This window comes from Mycobacterium sp. 852002-30065_SCH5024008, assembly GCF_001665645.1.
Lineage (GTDB): Bacteria > Actinomycetota > Actinomycetes > Mycobacteriales > Mycobacteriaceae > Mycobacterium > Mycobacterium paraffinicum.
In genome coordinates this window covers 94,922-117,890 of record NZ_LZSZ01000056.1, presented here as the reverse complement: position 1 = coordinate 117,890, position 22,969 = coordinate 94,922, and the positions used below count along the sequence as shown (strand labels likewise).

The window sequence follows — 22,969 nt, the reverse complement described above, 5'->3', positions numbered from 1 at the left end:
TATGCGATCGTCGGCAGCGTCAGATGTGTATAAGAGACAGCCCCGAGGGGTTTCCGCCGCTGGTCGTTTTGGTGTGTGATTTGATTCACTACCCCGTGGGCGGGGGAACTACGGCGCTGGCTAATGTGCAGACAGCGACTAGACGATGGAGGGTGGACATGAGGGTCGTGTGGGGTACGTCAGCGCTTCTTCGGGTGTTCTCCGTGGCCGCGCTGGCGGTCGGCTTGATCGGTGTGACGGTGACGGGCGGTCCGGCCGGCCGAGCGCGGGCGGCCGGTTACGAGAGCCTGATGGTGCCGTCGGCGGCGATGGGCCGCGACATCCCGGTGGCCTTCCTGGGCGGCGGCCCGCACGCGGTCTATCTGCTGGACGCCTTCAATGCGGCTCCGGACGTCAGCAACTGGGTCACCGCGGGCAACGCGATGAACACGCTGGGCGGCAAGGGCATCTCGGTGGTGGCGCCCGCCGGCGGTGCTTGGAGCATGTACACCAACTGGGAGCAGGACGGCAGCAAGCAGTGGGACACCTTCCTGTCCAGCGAGCTGCCCAACTGGCTGTCCGCCAACAAGGGCCTGGCGCCCGGTGGCCACGCCGCCGTCGGCGCTTCGCAGGGTGGCTACGGCGCGATGGCGCTGGCCGCCTTCCACCCCGACCGCTTCGGCTTCGCCGGTTCGCTGTCCGGATTCCTGTACCCGTCGAGCACCAACTACAACGGCGCGATCCTGGCCGGCCTGCAGCAATTCGGCGGTGTTGACGGCAACGGGATGTGGGGCGCCCCGCAGCTGGGCCGGTGGAAGTGGCACGACCCCTACGTGCACGCCTCGTTGCTGGCGCAGAACAACACTCGCGTCTGGGTCTACAGCCCGACGAATATGGGCGGCGATGACGCGGCCATGATCGGCCAGGCGGGCGCGGCGATGGGCAGCTCCCGGGAGTTCTATCAGCAGTACCGCAGCAACGGCGGGCACAACGGTCACTTCGACTTCCCGGGCGGCGGCGACAACGGCTGGGGCTCGTGGTCGGGGCAACTGGGGGCCATGTCGGGCGACATCGTCGGCGCCATTCGGTAGCGGGGCGCTGCGGGTCGCTGCCCGGCGGATCCAGCGGCGATCGCAAGCGCGGCGAAGCCGGGCGCTGCGGGTCGCTGCCCGGCGGATCCAGTCGGGGGAGCCGGTACCGTGTAGTGGTGTGCGGCAGGGGTCGGGAGGACCGCGTCGCGATCCACCCACTCGGCTAGCAGGAGAACATGGCTACCAACGCCCGGCGTAAGCGCCACCGAATGCTCGCCTGGGCCGCCGCGTGTGCGATGGCGGTCGTGGTGTTGTTGGTGATCGTGGCCGTGGTGGTCCTGCTGCGCAACCGCGAGTCGCCGCCCAGCGCGGTGCCACCCGGCGTCCTGCCCTCGCCGTCGACGACCACCCACCCGCACAAGCCCCGGCCCGCCTCGCAGGACGCGTCGTGCCCCGACGTCCAGTTGGTCAACGTCCCCGGCACCTGGGAGTCCGCCCCGCAGGACGATCCGATCAACCCGATGCAATTCCCCAACGCGTTGCTGCACAAGGTGACCACGACGATCAGCCAGCAGTTCCCCGCGTCCCGGGTGCAGGAGTACACCACCCCCTACACCGCGCAGTTCCACAACCCGCTCAGCGGTGACACCCAGATGTCGTACAACGAAAGCCGCGCCGAGGGCACGCGCGCGACGGTCCAGGCGATGACGGACATGAACGCCAAGTGCCCGCTCACCAGTTACGTGCTGATGGGTTTCTCCCAGGGCGCGGTGATTGCCGGTGACATCGCCAGCGACATCGGCAACGGTCGCGGACCCGTCGACGACGACCTGGTGCTCGGTGTGACTTTGATCGCTGACGGTCGCCGCCAGCCCGGGGTGGGCAACGATGTCGGGCCCAACCCGCCGGGTCAGGGCGCCGAGGTCACGTTGCACGAGGTGCCGGTGCTGTCCGGGCTGGGGTTGACCATGACCGGGGGCCGGCCCGGTGGTTTCGGCGCGCTCAACGACAAGACCAACGAGATCTGCGCGCCGGGCGACCTCATCTGCGCCGCGCCGGAGGAGGCGTTCAGCGTGGCCAACCTGCCCAACACGCTCAGCACCCTGGCGGGGAATGGCGGGCAGCCCATCCACGCCCTGTACGCGACGGCGCAGTTCTGGAACGCCGACGGGCAGGCGGCGACGGATTGGACCTTGAATTGGGTTCAAGGACTGATCAATAATGCGCCGCACCCCAAACATGGATGACCGGCCGCGGGACACAGCAGCCAGGAGCCCGTTGCCGGTGCAGATCAGCGGTACCTTGTGATTTGGTGTGCTGCGGGCCGCCCCTTAACATTAAGAGGAATTTAAGAGCTAGAAGACTTTGTTGCGGACCCGGTCCTGGTAGACGCCGGCCTGTGATGAGCAGGAGGCCGGCGCCCGTGGCGCCGCGCGAGGGCTGGTCCGCGTAGAGATGGAAACCGCCGGCGTTCGCCGGCCAGAGGACAAAACGTCGGCGTACGCCGACCTAAAACAGGTGTGACAGGAGACCGGAATGGTGTACCACAACCCGTTCATCGTGAATGGAAAGATCAGGTTCCCGGACAACACCAACCTGGTCAAGCACGTTGAGAAATGGGCGAGGGTTCGTGGCGACAAGCTGGCCTACCGGTTCATCGACTACTCCACCGAACGGGACGGTGTGTACCGCGACATCATCTGGCGCGACTTCAGCGCCCGCAACCGCGCGGTCGGGGCCAGGCTGCAGCAGGTCACCCAGCCCGGTGACCGCATCGCCATCCTGTGCCCGCAGAGCCTGGACTACCTGATCGCCTTCTTCGGCGCGCTCTACGCCGGCCGGATCGCGGTGCCGCTGTTCGACCCGGGCGAGCCGGGCCACGTCGGCCGCCTGCACGCGGTCCTCGACGACTGCACCCCCTCGACGATCCTGACCACCACCGAGGCCGCCGAAGGGGTCCGCAAGTTCATTCGAGCCCGGTCGGCCAAGGAGCGGCCCCGGGTGATCGCCGTCGACGCGGTACCGACCGAGGTGGCCTCCACCTGGGTGGAGCCGGTCGCCGACGAGAACACCATCGCCTACCTGCAGTACACCTCCGGTTCGACCCGCACCCCGACCGGCGTGGAGATCAGCCACCTGAATCTGCCCACCAACGTGCTGCAGGTGCTCAACGGGCTGGAAGGCAAGGAGGGTGACCGCGGCCTGTCATGGCTGCCGTTCTTCCACGACATGGGCCTGATCACGGCGCTGCTGTCACCCGTGCTGGGCCACAACTTCACCTTCATGACGCCGGCCGCGTTCGTGCGCCGCCCCGGCCGGTGGATCCGCGAGATGGCGCGTAAACCCGACGACGAGCCGGGCTCCGAGCTTTTCACCGTCGCGCCCAACTTCGCGTTCGAGCACGCCGCTATCCGCGGCGTGCCCAAGGAAGGCGAGCCGCCACTTGACCTGAGCAACGTCAAGGGGATCCTCAACGGCAGCGAGCCGGTGTCGCCGGCATCGATGCGCAAGTTCTACGAGGCTTTCGCGCCGTACGGCCTGCGGGAGACCGCGATCAAGCCTTCCTACGGCCTGGCCGAGGCGACGCTGTTCGTCTCCACCACGCCGATGGATGAGGCGCCGACGGTCATCTACGTGGACCGCGACGAGCTCAACAAGCAACGCTTCGTCGAGGTGGCTGCGGACGCTCCGAAGGCCGTCGCTCAGGTTTCCGCGGGCGTCATCGGCGTCGACGAGTGGGCCGTCATCGTCGACCCCGACACGGCCAGCGAGCTGCCCGACGGGCAGATCGGCGAGATCTGGCTGCACGGCAAGAACCTGGGCCTCGGCTACTGGGGCAAGGAGGCGGAGACCCAGGAGACCTTCCGCAACATCCTCAAATCGCGCATCAGCAAGTCGCACGCCGAGGGAGCCGAGGACGACGGGCTGTGGGTTCGCACCGGCGACTACGGCACCTACCACAACGGGCACCTCTATATCGCGGGCCGCATCAAGGACCTGGTCATCATCGACGGCCGCAACCACTACCCGCAGGACCTCGAGTACTCGGCGCAGGAAGCCAGCCGGGCCCTGCGCACCGGCTACGTGGCCGCGTTCTCGGTCCCGGCCAACGAGCTGCCACAGGTGGTGTTCGACAACCCGCACACCGGCCTCAAGCACGACGCGGAGGACTCCTCCGAGCAGCTGGTGATCGTCGCCGAGCGGGCCGCCGGCAGCCACAAGCTGGAGTACCAGCCGATCGCCGACGACATCCGGGCCGCGATCGCCGTGCGCCACGGCGTGACCGTCCGCGACTTGCTGCTGGTGCAGGCCGGGACGATCCCGCGCACCTCCAGCGGCAAGATCGGGCGCCGCGCGTGCCGTGCCGCCTACCTCGACGGCAGCCTGCGCAGCGGCGTCGGTTCGCCGACCGCCTTCGCCAACACATCAGACTGAATTCACGAAAACCATGGCTGAGACTGATCATTCCGAGAACGCCGAGAACACCAACCCGTCCCCCGAGGGGGTAGTTCCCGCCCGGAAGACCGACATGACGGTCCCCGAGTTGCGCGAATGGCTGCGCAACTGGGTGGGCAGGGCCGTCGGGAAGTCACCGGACGACATCGACGAGTCGGTGCCGATGGTCGAGCTGGGCCTGTCGTCGCGTGACGCCGTGGCGATGGCCGCCGACATCGAGGACATGACCGGTGTCACCCTGTCGGTCGCGGTGGCGTTCCAGCATCCGACCATCGAGTCGCTCGCCACCCGGATCATCGAGGGCGAGCCCGAGATCGACACATCGGGCGACGACGTTTCGGACTGGACGCGCAACGGCCCGGCCGAACGTGTCGACATCGCGATCGTGGGCCTGTCGACCCGGTTGCCCGGCGACATGAACACCCCCGACGAGACGTGGCAAGCGCTGATGGAGGGCCGCGACGCCATCACCGACCTGCCGGAGGGCCGCTGGGAGGAGTTCCTGGAGGAGCCGCGGCTGGCCGAGCGGATGGCGAAGGCCCGCACCCGCGGCGGCTACCTGAAGGACATCAAGGGTTTCGACTCCGAGTTCTTCGCGGTGGCCAAGACCGAAGCCGACAACATCGACCCGCAGCAGCGGATGGCGCTGGAGCTGACCTGGGAGGCGCTCGAGCAGGCGCACATCCCGGCATCGAGCCTGCGCGGACGGTCCGTCGGCGTTTACGTCGGCGTCTCCAACAACGACTACAGCTTCCTGGCGGTATCCGACCCGACCGTCGCGCACCCCTACGCCATCACCGGCACCGCGACGTCGATCATCGCCAACCGGGTCTCCTATTTCTATGACTTCCGCGGCCCGTCGGTCGCCGTCGACACCGCGTGCTCGAGCTCGCTGGTGGCCATCCACCAGGCAGTGCAGGGCCTGCGCAACGGCGAGGCCGACGTCGCGGTCGCCGGTGGCGTCAACGCGCTGATCACGCCCGTGGTGACGCTCGGTTTCGACGAGATCGGCCAGGTCTTGTCCCCCGACGGCCGGATCAAGTCGTTCTCCTCGGACGCCGACGGTTACACCCGCTCCGAGGGTGGCGGGATGCTGGTGCTCAAGCGGGTCGACGACGCCCGCCGCGACGGTGACCAGATCCTCGCCGTGATCGCGGGCAGCGCGGTCAACCACGACGGCCGGTCCAACGGCCTGATCGCGCCCAATCAGGACGCGCAGGCCGACGTGCTGCGCCGGGCCTACAAGGACGCCGGCATCGACCCGCGCAACGTCGACTACATCGAGGCGCACGGCACCGGGACCGTGCTCGGCGACCCGATCGAGGCCGAGGCGCTGGGCCGCGTCGTCGGCCGGGGCCGTCCCGCCGACCGCCCTGCGCTGCTGGGCGCGGTGAAAACCAATGTGGGCCACCTGGAGTCGGCGGCCGGCGCGGCCAGCATGGCCAAAGTGGTGCTGGCCCTGCAGCACGACAAGCTGCCGCCGTCGATCAACTTCGCCGGGCCCAGCCCCTACATCGATTTCGACGCGATGCACCTGAAGGTGATCGACCAGGCGACCGACTGGCCGCGTTACGGCGGCTACGCGCTGGCCGGCGTGTCCAGCTTCGGCTTCGGCGGGGCCAACGCGCACCTGGTGGTGCGCGAGGTCTTGCCGCGTGACGTCATCGAGCGTGAGCCCGAACCCGAACCCGAACCGCAGGCTGTCGCCGAGACCGCTGAGGCCCCCACTATGGAGGGCCACGCGCTGCGGTTCGACGACTTCGGCAACATCATCCCGGATGTCGAGGCGGCCGAGGACGAAGAGTACGAGCTGCCGGGCGTCACCGAGGAGGCGTTGCGGCTCAAGGAGATCGCGCTGGAAGAGCTTGCGGCGCAGGAGGCCGCGGAGCCGACCAAGCCCCTGATCCCGCTCGTCGTGTCCGCGTTCTTGACCTCGCGCAAGAAGGCGGCGGCCGCCGAGCTGGCGGATTGGATGGAAAGCCCGGAGGGTCAGGCGTCGTCGCTGGAATCGATCGGGCGGGCGCTGTCGCGGCGCAACCACGGCCGTTCCCGCGCGGTGGTGCTGGCGCACGACCACGAGGAGGCCGTCAAGGGCCTGCGCGCGGTGGCCGAGGGCAAGCAGCGGCCGGGCGTGTTCAGCGTCGACGGACCGGTGACGAACGGCCCGGTGTGGGTGCTGGCCGGGTTCGGCGCGCAGCACCGCAAGATGGGCAAGAGCCTGTACCTGCGCAACGAGGTCTTCGCCGAGTGGATCGAGAAGGTCGACGCGCTGATCCAGGATGAGCTGGGCTACTCGGTGCTCGAGCTGATCCTCGACGACTCGCAGGACTACGGCATCGAGACCACCCAGGTCACCATCTTCGCGATCCAGATCGCGCTGGGCGAGCTGCTCAAGCACCACGGCGCCAAACCCGCCGCGGTGGTTGGCCAGTCGCTGGGCGAGGCCGCCTCGGCGTACTTCGCCGGCGGCTTGTCGCTGCGCGACGCCACCCGGACCATCTGCTCCCGCTCGCACCTGATGGGTGAGGGCGAGGCGATGCTGTTCGGCGAATACATCCGGCTGATGGCGCTGGTGGAGTACTCCGCCGACGAGATCAAGACGGTGTTCTCCGACTTCCCGGACCTGGAGGTGTGCGTCTACGCCGCCCCCACCCAGACCGTCATCGGCGGTCCGCCCGAGCAGGTGGACGCGATCATCGCCCGCGCGGAATCCGAGGGCAAGTTCGCCCGCAAGTTCCAGACCAAGGGCGCCAGCCACACCCAGCAGATGGACCCGCTGCTCGGCGAGCTCGCCGCGGAGCTGCAAGGCATCAAGGCGACGAGCCCGACGGTCGGGATCTACTCGACGGTGCACGAGGGCAGCTACATCAAGCCCGGCGGCGAGCCGATCCACGACGTCGACTACTGGAAGAAGGGCCTGCGCCACAGCGTCTACTTCACGCACGGCGTCCGCAATGCCGTCGACAGTGGCCACACCACCTTCGTGGAGCTGGCACCCAACCCGGTGGCGCTGATGCAGGTGGGCCTGACGACGGCTGCGGCGGGGCTGCACGACGCCCAGCTGATCCCGACGCTGGCCCGCAAGCAGGACGAGGTCGAGTCGATGATCTCGACCATGGCGCAGCTCTACGTCTACGGCCACGACCTCAACATCTGGACGCTGTTCACCCGCGCCGGCGGGCCGGCGGACTACGCGAACATCCCGCCGACCCGGTTCAAGCGCAAGGAGCACTGGCTGGACGTGCACTTCGCGCACGGCGGCAGCTCGGCGCTCATGCCGGGTAACCATGTCGCGCTGCCCGACGGCCGCCACGTCTGGGAGTTCCACCCCCGCGGTGCGACGGATCTCGCCGCCTTGGTGAAAACTGCTGCGGCCGAGGTGCTTCCGGACACGCAGCTCGCGGCCGCCGAGCAGCGTGCGGTTCCCGGCGAGGGCGCCCGCCTGGTGACGACGCTGACCCGGCACCCCGGCGGTGCCGCGGTGCAGGTGCACGCCCGCATCGAGGAGTCCTTCACGTTGGTCTACGACGCCCTGGTGACCCGGGCCGGGGAAGCCGGCGTCGCGTTGCCGGTCGCGGTCGGCGCCGGAGCGGCGATCACGGCCGGGTCCAACGGGGCAGCGGCCGTGCCGGAGGCGCCCGCCGAGGAGGCGGATGCCGAGACCCTGACGGACAGCCTGACCAACCGGTACTTCTCGGCCAGCATGGGCAAGTGGTCGCCGGACTCGGGCGAGACCATCGCCGAGCGCCTGGGCCTGATCGTCGGCTCGGCCATGGGTTACGAGCCCGAGGACCTGCCGTGGGAGGTGCCGCTGATCGAGCTGGGCCTGGACTCGCTGATGGCGGTGCGCATCAAGAACCGCGTCGAATACGACTTCGACCTGCCGCCGATCCAGTTGGCCGCGGTGCGCGACGCCAACCTCTACAACGTGGAGAAGCTGATCGAGTACGCGGTCGAGCACCGCGACGAGGTCGAGCAGCTGCACGAGTACCAGCAGACGCAGTCGGCCGAGGAGATCGCCCGGATGCAGGCGGAGATGGTGAGCGGCGCGACGCCGGCCACGGTGACGGCGCCGGCGCCCGACCCGCAGGCGGAGCCGGAGACCCAACAAGCGCCGCCGCCGGGGTCGGACGTTCCCCTCCCGCCCCCGCCCACGGACCCGTCGGGGCCCAAGGGCGCCGAGGTCAATGGGGCCGCGCAGCCCAAACCGAACCTGGCCGGGGCCGGCGTGGGGGCACCTCCCGCTGGCGGGGGAGCGCTGAACCAGCAGGCGGTCGCCGCGGCGCTCAACTCCGACGTGCCGCCGCGCGATGCGGCCGAGCGGGTCACGTTCGCCACGTGGGCGATCGTCACCGGCAAGTCCCCGGGCGGCATCTTCACTCCGCTGCCCAAGCTGGACGACGAGCAGGCCGCCAAGATGGCGCAGCGCCTGTCCGAGCGCGCCGAGGGTCCGATCAGCGTCGAGGACGTGGTGACGTCGGAGAACATCGAGGCGCTGGCCGAGAAGGTGCGGGAGTACCTGGAGGCCGGCGTGATCGACGGGTTCGTCCGCACGCTGCGGCCGCGGCCCGAGGGCGGCACCAAGCCGCCGGTGTTCGTGTTCCACCCGGCCGGCGGCTCGACGGTCGTCTACGAGCCGCTCCTGAACCGGTTGCCGTCCGACACCCCGATGTACGGCTTCGAGCGGGTCGAGGGGTCGATCGAAGAGCGTGCGGCGCAATACGTTCCGAAGCTGATCGAGCTGCAGGGCGACGGGCCGTACATCCTGGCCGGCTGGTCGCTGGGCGGAGTCCTCGCCTATGCGTGCGCGATCGGGCTCAAGCGGCTCGGCAAGGACGTCCGGTGGGTCGGGCTGATCGACGCGGTCCGCGCGGGCGAAGAGGTCCCGCAGACCAAGGAGGAGATCCGCAAGCGCTGGGACCGCTACGCCCGGTTCGCCGAGAAGACGTTCAACGTCACCGTCCCGGAGATCCCGTACGAGCAGCTCGAGGAGCTCGATGACGAGGGCCAGATCCGGTTCGTGCTCGAGGCGGTCAGCCAGAGCGGTGTGCAGATCCCGGCCGGGATCATCGAGCACCAGCGCACGTCGTACCTGGACAACCGGGCCATCGACACCGCCCAGATCCAGCCGTACGACGGGCATGTCACCCTCTACATGGCCGATCGCTACCATGACGACGCGATCATGTTCGAGCCGCGCTATGCCGTTCGTCAGCCGGACGGCGGCTGGGGCGAGTACGTGGCCGACCTCGAGGTCGTGCCGATCGGTGGCGAGCACATCCAGGCCATCGACGAGCCGATCATCGCCAAGGTGGGCGCACACATGACCGAGGCCTTGAACGAGATCGAGCAGAACATCGAGGCGGGGCGCCGCCGGACGAGTGAGGTGGGCAAGTAGTGACCGGTGCGGAGCCTTCTCGCGCTCACACGACAGCCGAAAAACTGGCCGAGCTGCACGTTCGTCTGGAATTGGCCAAGGAGCCGGGCGGTGAGAAGGCGGTCGCCAAGCGCGACAAGAAGGGCATTCCCAGTGCCCGCGCCCGCATTCACGCGCTGGTCGATCCGGGTACCTTCCTCGAGGTCGGGGCGCTGGCCAAGACGCCGAACGACCCGAACGCGCTCTACGGTGACGGCTGCGTCACTGGGCACGCCATGATCGACGGCCGGCCGGTCGGGGTGTTCTCCCACGACCAGACGGTGTTTCAGGGCACGGTGGGCGAGATGTTCGGCCGCAAGGTCGCGCGGCTGATGGAGTGGTGCGCGATGGTCGGATGCCCGATCGTCGGCATCCAGGACTCGGGTGGCGCCCGGATTCAGGACGCGGTCACCTCGCTGGCGTGGTACGCCGAGCTGGGCCGCCGCCACGAGGCGCTGTCCGGTCTGGTGCCGCAGATCTCCCTCATCTTCGGTAAATGCGCTGGGGGAGCGGTGTATTCGCCGATCCAAGACGATCTGCTCGTCTCGGTGCGCGACCAGGGTTACTTCTTCGTCACCGGTCCCGACGTCATCAGGGAGGTCACCGGCGAGGACGTCACCCTCGACGAGCTGGGCGGCTCCGATGCGCAGGCCCGCTACGGCAACATCCACCAGGTGGTGGATTCCGAGGCCGAAGCGTTCCAGTATGTGCGTGACTTCCTGTCCTTCCTGCCGTCCAATTGCTTCGACAATCCGCCGATCGTCAACCCCGGGCTGGAGCCGGAGGTCACGCCGACCGACCTGGAGCTCGACGGGATCGTGCCGGACTCCGACAATGCGGCCTACGACATGCACGAGATCCTGCTGCGCATCTTCGACGACGGGGACTTCCTCGAGGTCGCCGCGCAGCACGGTCCGGCCATCATCACCGGGTACGCGCGGGTCGACGGGCGCCCGGTCGGCGTCATCGCCAACCAGCCCATGTACCTGGCCGGGTCGATCGACAACGAGGCCTCCGACAAGGCCGCGCGGTTCATCCGGTTCTGCGACGCGTTCAACATCCCGCTGGTGTTCGTGGTGGACACCCCGGGCTTCCTGCCGGGCGCCGAGGAGGAGAAGAGGGGCATCATCAAGCGCGGCGGCCGGTTCCTCTACTCGGTGGTCGAGGCGGACGTGCCGAAGGTGACGATCACCGTGCGCAAGTCATACGGTGGCGCCTACGCCGTGATGGGATCCCGGCAGCTGACGTCCGACTTCAATTTCGCCTGGCCCACCGCGCGCATCGCGGTGATCGGCGCCGAGGGCGCCGCGCAGCTGCTGATGAAGCGTTTCCCCGACCCGACGACGCCCGAGGCGCAGCAGATCAAGAAGGACTTCATCGAGGGCTACAACCTCAACATGGCGATCCCGTGGACCGCCGCCGAACGCGGCTTCATCGACGCGGTCATCGACCCGCACCAGACGCGGCTGCTGCTGCGCAAGTCGCTGAAGCTGTTGCGGGACAAGCAGTTGTGGTTCCGCACGGCGCGTAAGCACGGGCTGATCCCGGTCTAGTTTCACCGCGAGCGATTTTTCGACTGCTCGCGCGGTTGTTAGCCCGTGAGCGCGCCGTCGATCAGTTCGTCGAACCGCTCCAACGCCTCGTCGCAGTCGGCGTCGATGCCGCGCAACGCCCCGCGGTCGGCGAGATACCGCTGCGCGTAGAGCTGGGCGACCAGCGCCTTGCGCTCCCCGCCTCGGGTGGCGCGCTCCCAGGCGGCCTGCTCGGTGAGCAGCGCCGCGGCGTACACGTCGCCCATGAATTGGGTTAGCGGGAACAGCCGCGCCTCGGCAATGTCGCGGTCCAGTTTGGACCATGCCGTGATCGCCGCGTCCAGGTCCTCGATGCGCCCCGCGACCAGCCGGGTGGTGTCGTCGTCATCGGAAACCGACACCGCGTCGCGCAGCCGCGCCAACAACGGCTCATGGGCCCGGGTCTGCTCGATGCCGCGCCGCACATCCAGGCAGAGGATGTTGTCGGGCCCCTCCCAGATGGTGTTCACCTGCGCGTCGCGCAGCAGCCGCGCCACCGGCCAGGTCTCGATATAGCCGTTGCCGCCGTGGATTTCGATCGCGTCGGATGCGGCGGTGATCCCGAGCCGGCAGACCTTGAGCTTGGTGACCGGCACGGCGATGCGCTGCCGCATGCTGCGGGGCTGGCGATGGTTGGTGGCGCCGGTGCCGTCGAAAACCATCGCCTGCGCGGCTTCGACGTCGACGACCAGCTCGGCGAGCTTGCGCCGCATCAGCGGCTTGTCGATGAGCCCGCCGCCGAACGCCTGCCGCCGCCGGGCGTAACACAGCGACTCGACCAGGGCGCGGCGCGCGTTGCCGAGCCCGAACAGGGCGATGCCGAGGCGCGCGGCGTTGGTCAGCTCCATCATGCGGCCCAGCCCCTTGCCGTCCGACGGTCCCGCCTCGCCGGTGGGCTCCCCGGACAGCAGAAACGCCTCGGCGTCAACGAATTCCACCTCACCGGAGGCCACCGATCGGGTGCCGAGCTTGTCCTTCAGGCGGCGCACCCGCACCCCGTTGCGCGACCCGTCGCGGCGGGTGCGCAGCACCAGGAAGTTGGCGATGCCCCGCGATGAGTCGGGCGCGCCCTCCGGCTTGGCCATCACGACGAACGCCTCGCCACCGCAGTTGGACGCAAACCACTTGAAGCCGTTGAGAATCCACGCGTCCCCAGCGCGGGTCGCCGTCGTCTCGAGCGCGCCCAGGTCAGAGCCGCCGGTGCGTTCGGTCAGCAGTTGCGCCGTCTCGCCCGCCCACTCGCCCGAGGCGAACTTGGCCAGCACGTGCTCACGCACGTCGGCCGGCGCGTAGGCGGACACCAGCGACTGGACCATGCCGCCGCCGGTACCCAGCGCGCAGCCCATCCCGATATCGGCCTGGTTGAGCAGATAGTTGGACGCGAACAGGCCCAGGCCCGAGCTCACCTTGGCGGCGCGCGCGTCGTCGCGCAGGGCCTGCTGGGCATCCAGGACCGCGCGCTTGGACTGGGTGAAGGAGGCCGGCATGACGACCTGGCTGACGTCGTGTCCCCAGCGGTCGTACCGCTCCAGCCGGGGCGGGTTGTGGTCGGTCTCCTCCGCCCATCGCGCGACCGGGCCGCCCATCAGCTCGCCCATGCGCACCAGATGCGGCTCTACGACCGCCAGTTCGTCCGGCTGCAGGTAGTAGGCCATGGTGAACTGCAGGGTGGGATCGGTGCGATACCAGTTGAGACCCACGGCCCCGCGGTAGTTTTCGGTTTGGTAGCGCCGCGATTTCTCTTCGGTGGAGAAGGGCAGCCTGTCCACCGCCTCTACGGCGTAGTCGCTCATGGGAGTGACGCTACGCGCCCGTGACGAAAACCAGACGTACCCTGCCGATCTGGATTTCGTCACCGTTCGCCAGCACCGCCGAGTCGACGGGCTCCCGGTTGAGATAGGTGCGGTTCATGCTGCCCACGTCGACGATGCGGAATTGGCCACCCTCGCTACGCAATTCGGCGTGCCGACGGCTGACGGTGATGTCGTCGAGGTAGATGTCGCTTTCCGGATGTCGGCCCGCCGACATGACGGGTTGGGTCAAGGTGAACCGCGAGCCGGCATTGGGCCCGCGCGTGACGACGAGCAGCGCGGAGCCCGGGCTCAGTGTCGGTGTGTCCTCGAGCGCCGCGGCGGCGGCGGTTGCCGGCGCGTCGAACTCGGCCGGTATCGCGGTGCCGATGTCGCCGGTGAGTTCCTCCGAGCCTTCGCGCTGCGTCGGCCGGTTCGGCGTAGACCCGGTGTCGCTCACGCGGCTCGCGGCAGATCCGGGCTGGCCGCGGCGGCCTGCGACTTCGGCCGCGTCGGTGCCGGTGCCCAGCCGACGTAGGTCAGGTACACACCGACGAGGGCGAAGACGACGCACGCCGCTATCCACCAGGCTTGCGCGCCGATCATGTCGTTGGCCAGCGAGGCGAAGAACTTGGGGAAGGCCAGCAGCAACAGGCCGCGCAGCACGATCAGCCAGCCGAGCAGGGAAACGATGGCCGCCGCGGCGCCGCGCCAGCTCTGGTGAGCGGCGACAATGGTCAGGCCGAGCAACAAGACGAAGGCGCCGGTGACGAAGGTCCACATCGAGTTCGCCTCGAACTGCGACAGCAGCGATTGCATGTCGGACGCGCGCGCCACCGCCGTCACATCGACAATGACGAGGAAGGGACCGAGCACGCGGGCGAAGAAGCGTGTCGTGGTCTGCGGCTGTTGTGGAGCGTTCATTGCCGTACCTCTCATGTGGCGCCGGTCATTCGGCGATCCCCTTTATCGGAGCACTTGACCGCGGCGTCGAGATAGGGACTTATGGCACTCCCTCGCAGGGACGGAGGCTTATACCGGTGCCACGAACTCCGACGTGTAAAACTCCGCCGGATTCTGCGAGTTCGGGTTGGCTCGCTCGATAATCACCCACACGCCCGTGGTGCCGGGCCGAATGGTGTCTTGCACGCTCGCTGTTCCGTTGCCCGCCGGGTCGATGTCCATGCCGGAGAAGGCGGTGCCCGGATCACCCGGCCCGCAGGGACTCGATGACGGCCGCGGCATCTGGATGAGTCCGACGTCGAAGTGGGTGCCCGGCTCGGGCTCGTCGTACAGGTGCACCTCGGCGACCGCTTTTGACCCGGAGGTATGGATCAGGGCCGAACCGGTGGCCAGCCCGGGGCGGGGCACCTTGGGGGCGACGCCGACGCGGCTGAAATCGCAGCGCCGGTAGTAGTTGTCCAGGGCTACCGTGGTGCCGCCCTCGGCAGCCGCCTTGGTGATTTCGAACGCCGCCGCCGGGGTGATCACCACGGTGATCACCGCCGCACATGTTCCGAGTCGTGTCAGCGCGTGCATGGGGGCCACCTATTTTGTCCGCGTGAAGTGGATCACAGCGGAATAAGTATTGACCCGAAATCGGCGAAATTAAACCCATTGCGGACAATTACTCGACCGTTAATTTGGGCAGCTATTTGGCGGCTGACCAATTAAAGGCGAAGCCTTTATAAAGCGGTTAAGGCTTAATGCGGATCGGCCCGGGGGACCACCACCCGCTGCGGGTCGCGGTGCCGAGATCGAGCCGTGCAGGTTGGGCATCGGCGATGGTGTCGAGTTTGCGCAGCGATCCCCAGTCGCGGCCCCAGTCGTGGGACAGGTAGGTCGACATCACATGAGCACGCAGTAGCAGATCGGTGATCCCCAGCAGACCGCCGTTGACCCCGTCCTGCCAGGTGTCGGTGTCCTGCTTCTTGGCGTTGTAGTCCGGAGTGATCCGGAACTTGGGGATCTCGGTGACGCCGTTGACGTGCAGCATCGGCTGCTGGCAAGGGAAGGCCAGTCCGACCGCCCAGTCCATCAGCACCGGCTGCGTCGAGCCGATGTACTCCTGCAACGAGCGCAGCTCCGGCACGCGCGGCGGGGTCAGGGCGATCCAGTCGTCCGGCGTGAGGGACAGGTCCTCGGCAACCACCCGCACCGCGACGGCGTCGGCGGGCATCTGGGAGCGCGCGAAGCGCAGGTTCCGCCATACCTTGGGTTGCTCGCCGTACAGGTCGTAAGGCACCAGGCGCCCGGCCGGAAGCACGGCGCCGCCGGGACCGGGCTTGCCGAATTCCAATTCCACGGTCTGCCCGTTGGTGTGGTGGTGCAGGATGCTGTTGCCGGCAATCGTGCCGGCGGCGGTCACCACCACCAGCGGGTGTCCGGCGTCGGGCTTCGGCAGCTGGTACCACGCCGAGGTCAGCTTGCTCTGCTGTTGCGCGCCGCTGGTGTAGCTGCCCGCCAGCGGGACCTGATCGGGGTTGAGGCCGTACGGCAGCGGCACCGTCGACCCGTTGATGCCCGGCGTGCTCAGCTTGGTCGGCGCATCCCAGTCGTAGTCGGTTCCGGGCTGCGGCACCGACGTCTCCTTGACCGACTCCGCGAGCGTGCGATCCGGTACCCCGTTGGGGGTGAACCCGGTCGGGTTGACACCACCCAGCGGGCCCAGCGGGCCGTAATTGTCGGGCAGGGCAGCCATGAAGCCGGCGTTGCTGTCCGGCTCGACGAGCACGTCGTCGGCCAGCCCGCAACCGCCGCTGAATTCCCGCAAGTTGTCCCAGGCGTTGGAGTAGGTGGGGTACTGGCGCACGATGCCGGCCGTCATCGACGCGACGAACACCACCGCCATGAATCCCGCTGCGACGGGGATGGGCGCCGCCGTCACCAGCCGCGCCAACCGTCCCTCCCCGCGGCTCCTGGATGCGAAGTGCAGGTACATCGCCCATAGGGCGGCGATTGCGAATAATGCGAAAAAGATTGTGCTGATCGTGATTCCGCCGATTTTCGGCATGCTGCTGTTGAACGGCACGCCATAGCTGGAGACGTACCACCAGCCGTTGGTGGTGGCAAAGCACAGCGCCAAAATGAAAAGCACCGCCGCCAGGAAGGCCATCCGGTTGCGCGACCAGCGCAGCACCTCATGCGACACCAGCACCGTCGTCAGCGCGGCCATCGCGGCGCCCACCGCCGCGAACAGCCCGAAGTGGTGCACCCACTTGGTGGGCGTGAACATCAGGAAGAACATGGTGCCGAAGATGACGCCCATCAGCCGCCACGCCGGCCCGCGGGCCACACCGGGAACTCGCTTGCGCCGCAACATGATGAACACGGCCGTGAACAAGCACAGCGCGGTGATCAGGAAGCCGAAGCGGCGCGAGAGCGATCCGTCGACGGTGGGCAGAATCAGGTAGTAGTAGCGCAGGTTCTCGGTGTACCAGGCCTGGCTGGGCCCGATGTCGGTGCGAATCCTGGTGGCTTCCAACACCGTTGACAGCGTCTGGTCGGCGAACACCACGGTCAGGATGACCGTGCCGGCGGCCAGCATGGGCGCCACCAGCGGCCAGGTGCCGACCAGCCGATGGCGGCGGACCAGAATGCGCAGGATCGGGCGTCCACCGGCGATCAGCGCGGCCACCGCGATCAGGCCGGTGGGCTGGACGCCGAGCGTGAAGGCCGCGGTGACGACCGCCAACGCCGCCGGCGTCAGCCGGCTGTAGCGCATGGAGCGCTCGATCAGCACATAGGTGATCAGCGACCCGACGGCGATGATCGGCTCGGGTCGCAAACCGTTGTCAAACGGCATCCATGCGGTCAGCAGGACCATGCCCGCCGCCCAGTTCGCCGCCTTGCTGCGGGCGACCGCGGGCCCCAGCCGGGGCAGCACCTCACGCGAAAGCAGCAGCCAGCACACGATTCCCGCGATCAGATCCGGCAACCGCATCCACAGGCTGGCATCGCTGACGTGGGTCATCAGCGCCAGCAGGTTGTAGTACCAGCCGAAGGGGTCCTCCGGACTGCCGAACCAGCGGAAGTAGTTCGACATGTAGCCCGCATGGTCCGCGACCCGGGCCATCCCAAGGATGTAGCCGTCGTCGGACGAGTTGGCCCCGATCACGTGCCAGAGCACGAAACCTGAGATCACCGTGACGTCAGCCAGGGTGAAGGTGCGCCAGTTCGCGGGGATGAGCCGGCGCATCCGGTGACCGTCCAGCTGGTCGAGGCGCCATAGCGCGATCAGCGCAACGATAGTGGACACGATCGCCACCACCATCGCGACCAGCTTCAAAGTCGTTGGGGTGGTGGAGAACCGGGTGTCGATGGTGGCCGACAGCTTCAGATCCGGTGGCGCGGGGCCGGTCAGGTCGGTGAACACCCCCACGATCTGTGGCCGCAGGTTCGGGTCGGGGAAACCGCCGCTGATGGGTTTGCCCGCCGGGTCATTCAGTCCGACGAAGGTGGCGAAGGCGCCGGCTTTTGTCGAGGTGATCTCGATGCGCTGACATTGCGGGGACGCGACCTGGTCACGGGGCGCGCTGGCGATCACCACATTGCGGTCGGTGACGTCCACGCGCTTGCCGTTGACGACAACGAACAACGCGTTCAGCGCGGCGTCCTTGCCCTTTTTGGGTGCCGTACTCAGCACCACTCCGCCCTCCGGTGGCAGGGCACGCACGGCAGAACAGGGCACGGTTGCCGTCACGTCGACCGGGGTGAGCGAAATCAGCGGGGCGGTAACGCTATTCAGTTGACCGCTCTGTGGCCAATTCAGGGTCGCGGTGGTCTGCACGACGGGCAACAGCGGGGTGGCAACCGACAACACGAAGCCGACCAGGCCGGCGATGGTCGCCACCCAGCGCGTCACCCGCACGTTCTTGACGGTCGTGACGGTCATGGGAGTGCCCGAATCGGTCCCTGCCGGCTCCAGCCGTGCACTGTCATCACACCCTGTTCGATAACGGCGTCCGGCGCCTGATCAGCCGGCACCAACCGGACGTACTGCTCCACGGATCCCCAGTCCCGGTACCAGTCGCCCCGCAGATACGTCGCGACCGTCGAGGTGCGCAGCATGGTCTGCAGGAACAGGAACGGCCCGCCGGCCTCACCGGCCTGCCACCCGTTCGACGACGACGCCGTTTGTTTGTGGTCGGGCAGGATGCGGTACTGCGGGAGTTCGGCAACGCCGAGGTGTTCGGAGAACGGCCGCTGGCACGGGAAGTTCGCGGCGGTCGCGATGTCCATCAGCACCGGTGTCCGCGATCCCATCAATTGCTGCAGGGTCCGCAGCACCGGGACCCGCGGCGGCGTGAACGCGAACCACTGATCCGAACTCAGGTTCGGGTCGTAGGCGACGATGCGCGCCACGTTCGCCTCGGGCGGCGCCCAGGTCAGCGGGAACCGCAGATTGCGCCACGCCGGCTCGGGCCCGATGTCGATCGGCTGCACCTCCGCGAGCGGCTGGGTGCTGCCGTCGGGGCGGGCGACGCCCCACTGCAACTTCAGCGACTGCCCGTAGGTGAAGGTGCCGTCTTCCTTGTACGACCAGATGGCACCCGACGCCGAAACCACGACGATCGGGCGGTCCGGGGTGCGTGGAGGCAGCTGGTACCAGGCCGAGGTCGCGGTGGCGGCCAGCGAGTTCTCGCCGTAGCTGCCCATCACCGGGGTGCGGGCCGGGTCGAGGCCGAACGGCAGCGCCGCGTGCGAGCCGTTGACACCGGCGGGACCCTTCCCGCCGGCGGTGCCCGCGGAGTCACTCATGGCGGCGTTCGGCTTGTTCGGTGACGCGTCGGAATTCACCACTCCCGGCTTGGTGACCACCGGGTAGGACCTCAGGTCATCGCCGACGCCGTCGGGTTTGAAGCCGACCGGGTTGGCGCCGCCGAGCGGGCCGTCCGGGCCGAAGGTCTGCCCGGGCGCCGGCTGCAGCATGCCGGCGTTGGGGTCGGGCTCGGTCAGCACGGCGTCGGCCATCGCGCAGCTGGCGGGCGACAGCCCCGAACTGATGGCGGCCAGGTTGGCCTTGCCGGTGGTGTAGAGGGGGTAGCGAAACACCGCGCCCTTGGTCAGCGAGGCGACTTCGCCGACCACCATGATGGTCGCGACCACCAGCAGCGGGGTCGACGCCAGCACCCGGTTGCGCCGGCTGTCCTTGACCTCGGTGTGCCCGGCGTAGTCCATGCGGAAGTGCTGCCAGGCGGCCAGCAGGCCGGTGAGGATGGACAGCGTCAAGAACATCGACGTCACGGGGTGGCTGGCGACGACCGGCTGGATGTCGTACCACGGCACCCCGTAGTTGCCGACGTAGAACCAGCCGTTGATGCCGGAGGTCGCGACCGCCAGCACGAACAGCAGGGCCGTGACGTACAGCGTCAGGTTGCGGCGGTTGTGCAGGCCGATCCGTGCCAGGGCGAACGCGGTGACCGCGCCCAGCGCCCCGGCCAGTCCGGCGAAGGCGCCGAACTGGACCGCCCACTTCGTCGGGGTGAACGTCAACAGCAACAGGCCGACGGCCGTGGTGCCGATCAACCGCCAGGCCGGGCCGCTGGCCACCCCGGGCACCCCGCCCCGGCGCAGCAGGATGACCAGCATCCCGAACAGGCACAGCAACAGCACCAGGACCGCGAATCGCCTCGCCATCGAGCCGTCGGGGTTGGACTCCACCGTGAGGAAGTAGTAGCGAAGCCAGTCCTGGTACCAGGCGATGGTCGGCCCGACCTTGTATTTGATGCGTGCAGACTCGGCGACGGTCGCCAGCGTCTGACTGCGGAACACCACGACGGTGATCAGCGACAGCGACGCCCCCAGCACCGCCAGCGGAGCGAGCAGCCCGTCGGTCGCCCGGCGCCGCCGTATCGTCTGGGCGACGGCCCGCGCCCCGGTCAGCAGCGCCGCGACGGCGATCAGTCCCTGCGGCGCCAGCGTCGCGGTGAGCAGCGCGACGAAGATGGCGACGGCGGCCGGGGCCAGGTGCTGCAGCGCAATCGCGCGTTCGACCAGGATCCAGGTGATCAGCACGCCGAGGGCGATCAGCGGCTCGGGCCGCAGACCGTTGTTGAACGGCAGCCAGGCGGCCAGAAACACCGCGCCCGCGGTGAAGACGGCCACCCGGTTGGCCGCCAGGCCGCCCCGGCCGGGCCCCAGCCTGCGCAGGATCAAGTGGCTGATCACCAGCCAGCAGGCCATGCCGGCCAGCGTGGCCGGCAGCCGCATCCACACGCCGGCGGTGCTCACCGACGCCAGCCTGGACAGCAGGCCCAGGTACCAGTCGAACGGTGCGTCAGTCGTGCCGAAGTAGCGGTAGTAGTCGGCGATGTAGCCGGCCTTCGGGGCGACGCGGGCGATGGTCAGGTTGTAGCCGTCGTCGGACGAGGTGGCCCCGATGACGTGCCAGAGCAGCAGCGTCGCGATCACTCCGGCGTCGGCGATCCAGGTGGCGATGCCGACGCGCCGCCAGGAATTCCAGCGCGCACGGGGACGGTACCGGGAGAGCCAGGCGATCGGGGACCGCCAGTTGACCAGCGTGCCGCCGCCCCGACTGCGGCGGTCGAGCGCGGCCAGCGCGATGACGGCCGTCAGGACGGCCAGCGCGCCCACGCCCATGGCGAGCTGTTTGAGGGCGGTCGGGGCCGTGATGAACCGGGTGTCGATGTCGACGCGGGCCGACAGCCCGGGCTGGGCGAGCACCTTCAGGTCCGTGAAGATCCCGCCGACCTGAGGCTTCTTTTCCGAGGGCAGTATCCCGGAGGCGCCGGGCATGCCGACGAACTCCGCGCCCGCGGCGCCCGCGTCGGCCCAGGCGTGCAGCACGCTGCAGGCCCCGCCGGCGACCGCCGGGCGCGGCGCCGCCGCGGCCACGGTGTCGCGGAAGGCCACGACCACCAGGTCCTTGTCCGCGCGCACGAACAGCCCGTTCTTGCCGGCGTCCATCCCGCCGGCGGGGAGGGTGGAGACCACCAGGCCGCCGCCGGCGGGCAGGGTGGCGATCGCCGCGCACGGGATGGAGATGTCCAGCGCGCGCGGCGCCCCGGACACCAGGGGCGCGGTGATCTGGGTGACGTGGCCGTCCTCGGTGCCCTGCGGCCACAGCACCGTCGCGGTGGTCTGTTTCACCGGGAGCAACGGGACCAGCACGCACAACAGCAGACCCACGAGGCCCGCGACGACTGCCACCAAGCGAGGGATCCGCTGCGAACGCTGATCATCGTCGTGGGGCACGAGGCTCGATCGTAAGCGAAGCTGCTTTGTCCGCTGAGGACGCGGGGCCGCGCGGGGCCGCGCGACCTCAGCGGGGGAGTCGGGTGGCCAGTGTGTCCAGGCCCGGGCCGGCGAGGTCGGCGAGCGCCGCGGGGCGGCCGGACATCGCCATCAGCAGCGCCTCACCGGGCCCGGCGACTTCCGGCCCGTGGCCGTGTTCCCAGTCGACGTCGGTGGCGCGCAGGCGCAGGCCCCTGATCCGGCGGCCGGCGCCGAGCCTGGGGTTGCCCGGCACCAGGCCGAGGACCCGCTCGAGCCGATCGGCAGGAACGCTGCGCGGCCGGCCCAGCGCGCGGCGGATGTCTTGGTGATGGATGGTGCCGTCGACGAGCGCGATCATTCCGCCGAAACCTGCTGTCAGCCCGCGTGGTTGGAGATGAGCGCGCAGAAAGTCGAGCAGTTGTCGGGCACTCAGGTCGGCGAATTCGTCGACACCCACCTGGTTGGCCCGGACGACCCAGCCCTTGGCGAAGCGCTTCAGCAGCCCCAGCGGGCCGAGCTCTTCGTAGCTGACCACATGCGCGACAACGTCTTTCACGGTCCACTTCGAGCACAGGCTGGGGGCGTCCCATTGCTGCGGCGTCAGGGTGGACAGGAAATCCGCCAGGTCGGCCCGCTCGTCGTGGGCCATGCTCATCAGGGTGGCCGTCATTGCGGGGCCCCCGCGAGCAGCAGGCGGGCATAGCGGTCCAGGTACAGCGGCCAGCCCGCGTCACCGTCGACGCCCTCGGCGACGGATTCCCATCCGGGTCCGTGGCGGTCCAGGTGGCGATGCTCGAGATCGACCCGGGTGTGGTCGTCGGACTCGGCGGTGAAGCGCACCTCGACCTCACTGGTATTCGACTGGTCGGGTTCCAGTCGCCAGGTGGGGCCGATATCCCAGGTGAACACGAGGCGGCGGGGTGGCTCGTAGGCCAAGACCCGCGCCCAGCGGCACACGCTGCCGTCGACACCGCGGTCGTAGATGTGCCCGCCCACCCGGCGCTCGAAGACCGTCTCGGCGATCGGGACCGCCAGCAGGTTGTGCTCCCGGGGTTTGAAGTCGCCGAATTGCTCGGTGAAGACGGCGAATGCCCGCTCGATGGGGGCGTTGACCAAGACATGCTGCGTAACGTTCGGAACCCGTTGCGTCACAGGGATTCTCCTTTACTCTCGTCGATCCTCTGGGCGTAGCCGGCCAGCGCCTGCATCCAGAACCGGTCGAGATCGGCGCGCAATGCCTGCAGGCCCGTCGGGTCGAGTTGGTAGACGCGACGGGTGCCGGCGGCGCGGTCACGCACCAGTCCCGCAGACTTGAGCACTTTGAGATGTTGTGACACCGCCGGCCTGCTGACGGGCAGGTCGCGAGCCAATTCGCCGACAGCCGAGGGGCCGTGCTGCGCCAGCCGTTCCACGATGGCCCGCCTCGTCCCGTCGGCCAGGGCCAGCCACACGTCACCGCGTTGGTAAGTGGCCACAAACGGTAAGTAT

General features: G+C 68.7%; 14 protein-coding genes. 5 read left to right on the top strand and 9 right to left on the bottom strand.

The features are described 5' to 3' along the window. Positions 1–167: 167 nt before the first annotated feature. The 5 genes from A5781_RS06130 to A5781_RS06110 all read left to right on the top strand — a co-directional run bounded on the left by A5781_RS06130 (position 168) and on the right by A5781_RS06110 (position 11,435). The gene (locus A5781_RS06130; protein ID WP_067202736.1) at positions 168–1,070 is read left to right on the top strand and encodes an esterase family protein; all 903 of its coding nucleotides are present in this window, start codon (positions 168–170) and stop codon (positions 1,068–1,070) included. 176 nt (positions 1,071–1,246) lie between these two features. Further along, positions 1,247–2,257 carry a cutinase family protein gene (locus tag A5781_RS06125; protein WP_067202698.1) on the top strand — a complete coding sequence of 337 codons (1,011 nt, stop codon included), beginning with the start codon at positions 1,247–1,249 and terminating at the stop codon, positions 2,255–2,257. 289 nt (positions 2,258–2,546) lie between these two features. Then, complete coding sequence (gene fadD32, locus A5781_RS06120) at positions 2,547–4,445, top strand: long-chain-fatty-acid--AMP ligase FadD32 (RefSeq protein WP_067202694.1); 1,899 nt, start codon at positions 2,547–2,549, stop codon at positions 4,443–4,445. Positions 4,446–4,458: 13 nt separating this feature from the next. Continuing rightward, positions 4,459–9,864, top strand: a complete 5,406-nt coding sequence (gene pks13, locus A5781_RS06115; protein WP_067202690.1) for a polyketide synthase Pks13 — start codon at positions 4,459–4,461, stop codon at positions 9,862–9,864. After that, entirely contained in the window at positions 9,864–11,435 is a 1,572-nt protein-coding gene (locus A5781_RS06110) for an acyl-CoA carboxylase subunit beta (protein ID WP_067202686.1), read from the top strand. Before pks13 ends, A5781_RS06110 begins: the two co-directional genes overlap by 1 nt. A gap of 38 nt (positions 11,436–11,473) precedes the next feature. Here A5781_RS06110 and A5781_RS06105 read toward each other — a convergent pair whose 3' ends face one another. From A5781_RS06105 to A5781_RS06065, 9 genes are all read right to left on the bottom strand, one after another. After that, positions 11,474–13,246: an acyl-CoA dehydrogenase family protein gene (locus A5781_RS06105; RefSeq protein WP_067202683.1), complete on the bottom strand. Its 1,773-nt coding sequence runs from the start codon at positions 13,244–13,246 to the stop codon at positions 11,474–11,476. A 10-nt stretch (positions 13,247–13,256) separates the two neighbouring features. Further along, a complete protein-coding gene (locus A5781_RS06100; protein ID WP_067202679.1) occupies positions 13,257–13,703 on the bottom strand; it encodes an FHA domain-containing protein in 447 nt (148 codons plus the stop codon). Then, entirely contained in the window at positions 13,700–14,167 is a 468-nt protein-coding gene (locus tag A5781_RS06095; RefSeq protein WP_067202675.1) for a hypothetical protein, read from the bottom strand. Before A5781_RS06095 ends, A5781_RS06100 begins: the two co-directional genes overlap by 4 nt. 108 nt (positions 14,168–14,275) lie before the next feature. After that, a complete protein-coding gene (locus A5781_RS06090) occupies positions 14,276–14,782 on the bottom strand; it encodes a hypothetical protein (RefSeq protein ID WP_067202673.1) in 507 nt (168 codons plus the stop codon). Positions 14,783–14,939: 157 nt separating this feature from the next. Beyond that, on the bottom strand, positions 14,940–18,137 hold the full coding sequence (locus A5781_RS06085) for an arabinosyltransferase domain-containing protein (RefSeq protein WP_067202670.1): 3,198 nt from the start codon (positions 18,135–18,137) through the stop codon (positions 14,940–14,942). After that, positions 18,134–21,460: an arabinosyltransferase domain-containing protein gene (locus A5781_RS06080; protein WP_067202667.1), complete on the bottom strand. Its 3,327-nt coding sequence runs from the start codon at positions 21,458–21,460 to the stop codon at positions 18,134–18,136. Before A5781_RS06080 ends, A5781_RS06085 begins: the two co-directional genes overlap by 4 nt. A 67-nt stretch (positions 21,461–21,527) precedes the next feature. Beyond that, a complete protein-coding gene (locus tag A5781_RS06075) occupies positions 21,528–22,151 on the bottom strand; it encodes a maleylpyruvate isomerase family mycothiol-dependent enzyme (RefSeq protein ID WP_067202664.1) in 624 nt (207 codons plus the stop codon). Beyond that, the gene (locus tag A5781_RS06070; RefSeq protein WP_067202661.1) at positions 22,148–22,633 is read right to left on the bottom strand and encodes an SRPBCC family protein; all 486 of its coding nucleotides are present in this window, start codon (positions 22,631–22,633) and stop codon (positions 22,148–22,150) included. Before A5781_RS06070 ends, A5781_RS06075 begins: the two co-directional genes overlap by 4 nt. Then, the gene (locus A5781_RS06065) at positions 22,630–22,956 is read right to left on the bottom strand and encodes a helix-turn-helix transcriptional regulator (RefSeq protein WP_067202657.1); all 327 of its coding nucleotides are present in this window, start codon (positions 22,954–22,956) and stop codon (positions 22,630–22,632) included. The genes A5781_RS06070 and A5781_RS06065 overlap by 4 nt, the downstream gene beginning before the upstream one ends. Between the last annotated feature and the right edge of the window lie 13 nt (positions 22,957–22,969).

Bases quoted from the DNA above. Each gene is read 5' to 3' on its own strand.
- A5781_RS06095 (WP_067202675.1), bottom strand. From the start codon at position 14,167: ATGAACGCTCCACAACAGCCGCAGACCACGACACGCTTCTTCGCCCGC.
- fadD32 (WP_067202694.1), top strand. From the start codon at position 2,547: ATGGTGTACCACAACCCGTTCATCGTGAATGGAAAGATCAGGTTCCCG.
- pks13 (WP_067202690.1), top strand. From the start codon at position 4,459: ATGGCTGAGACTGATCATTCCGAGAACGCCGAGAACACCAACCCGTCC.
- A5781_RS06075 (WP_067202664.1), bottom strand. From the start codon at position 22,151: ATGACGGCCACCCTGATGAGCATGGCCCACGACGAGCGGGCCGACCTG.
- A5781_RS06125 (WP_067202698.1), top strand. From the start codon at position 1,247: ATGGCTACCAACGCCCGGCGTAAGCGCCACCGAATGCTCGCCTGGGCC.
- A5781_RS06105 (WP_067202683.1), bottom strand. From the start codon at position 13,246: ATGAGCGACTACGCCGTAGAGGCGGTGGACAGGCTGCCCTTCTCCACC.
- A5781_RS06090 (WP_067202673.1), bottom strand. From the start codon at position 14,782: ATGCACGCGCTGACACGACTCGGAACATGTGCGGCGGTGATCACCGTG.
- A5781_RS06085 (WP_067202670.1), bottom strand. From the start codon at position 18,137: ATGACCGTCACGACCGTCAAGAACGTGCGGGTGACGCGCTGGGTGGCG.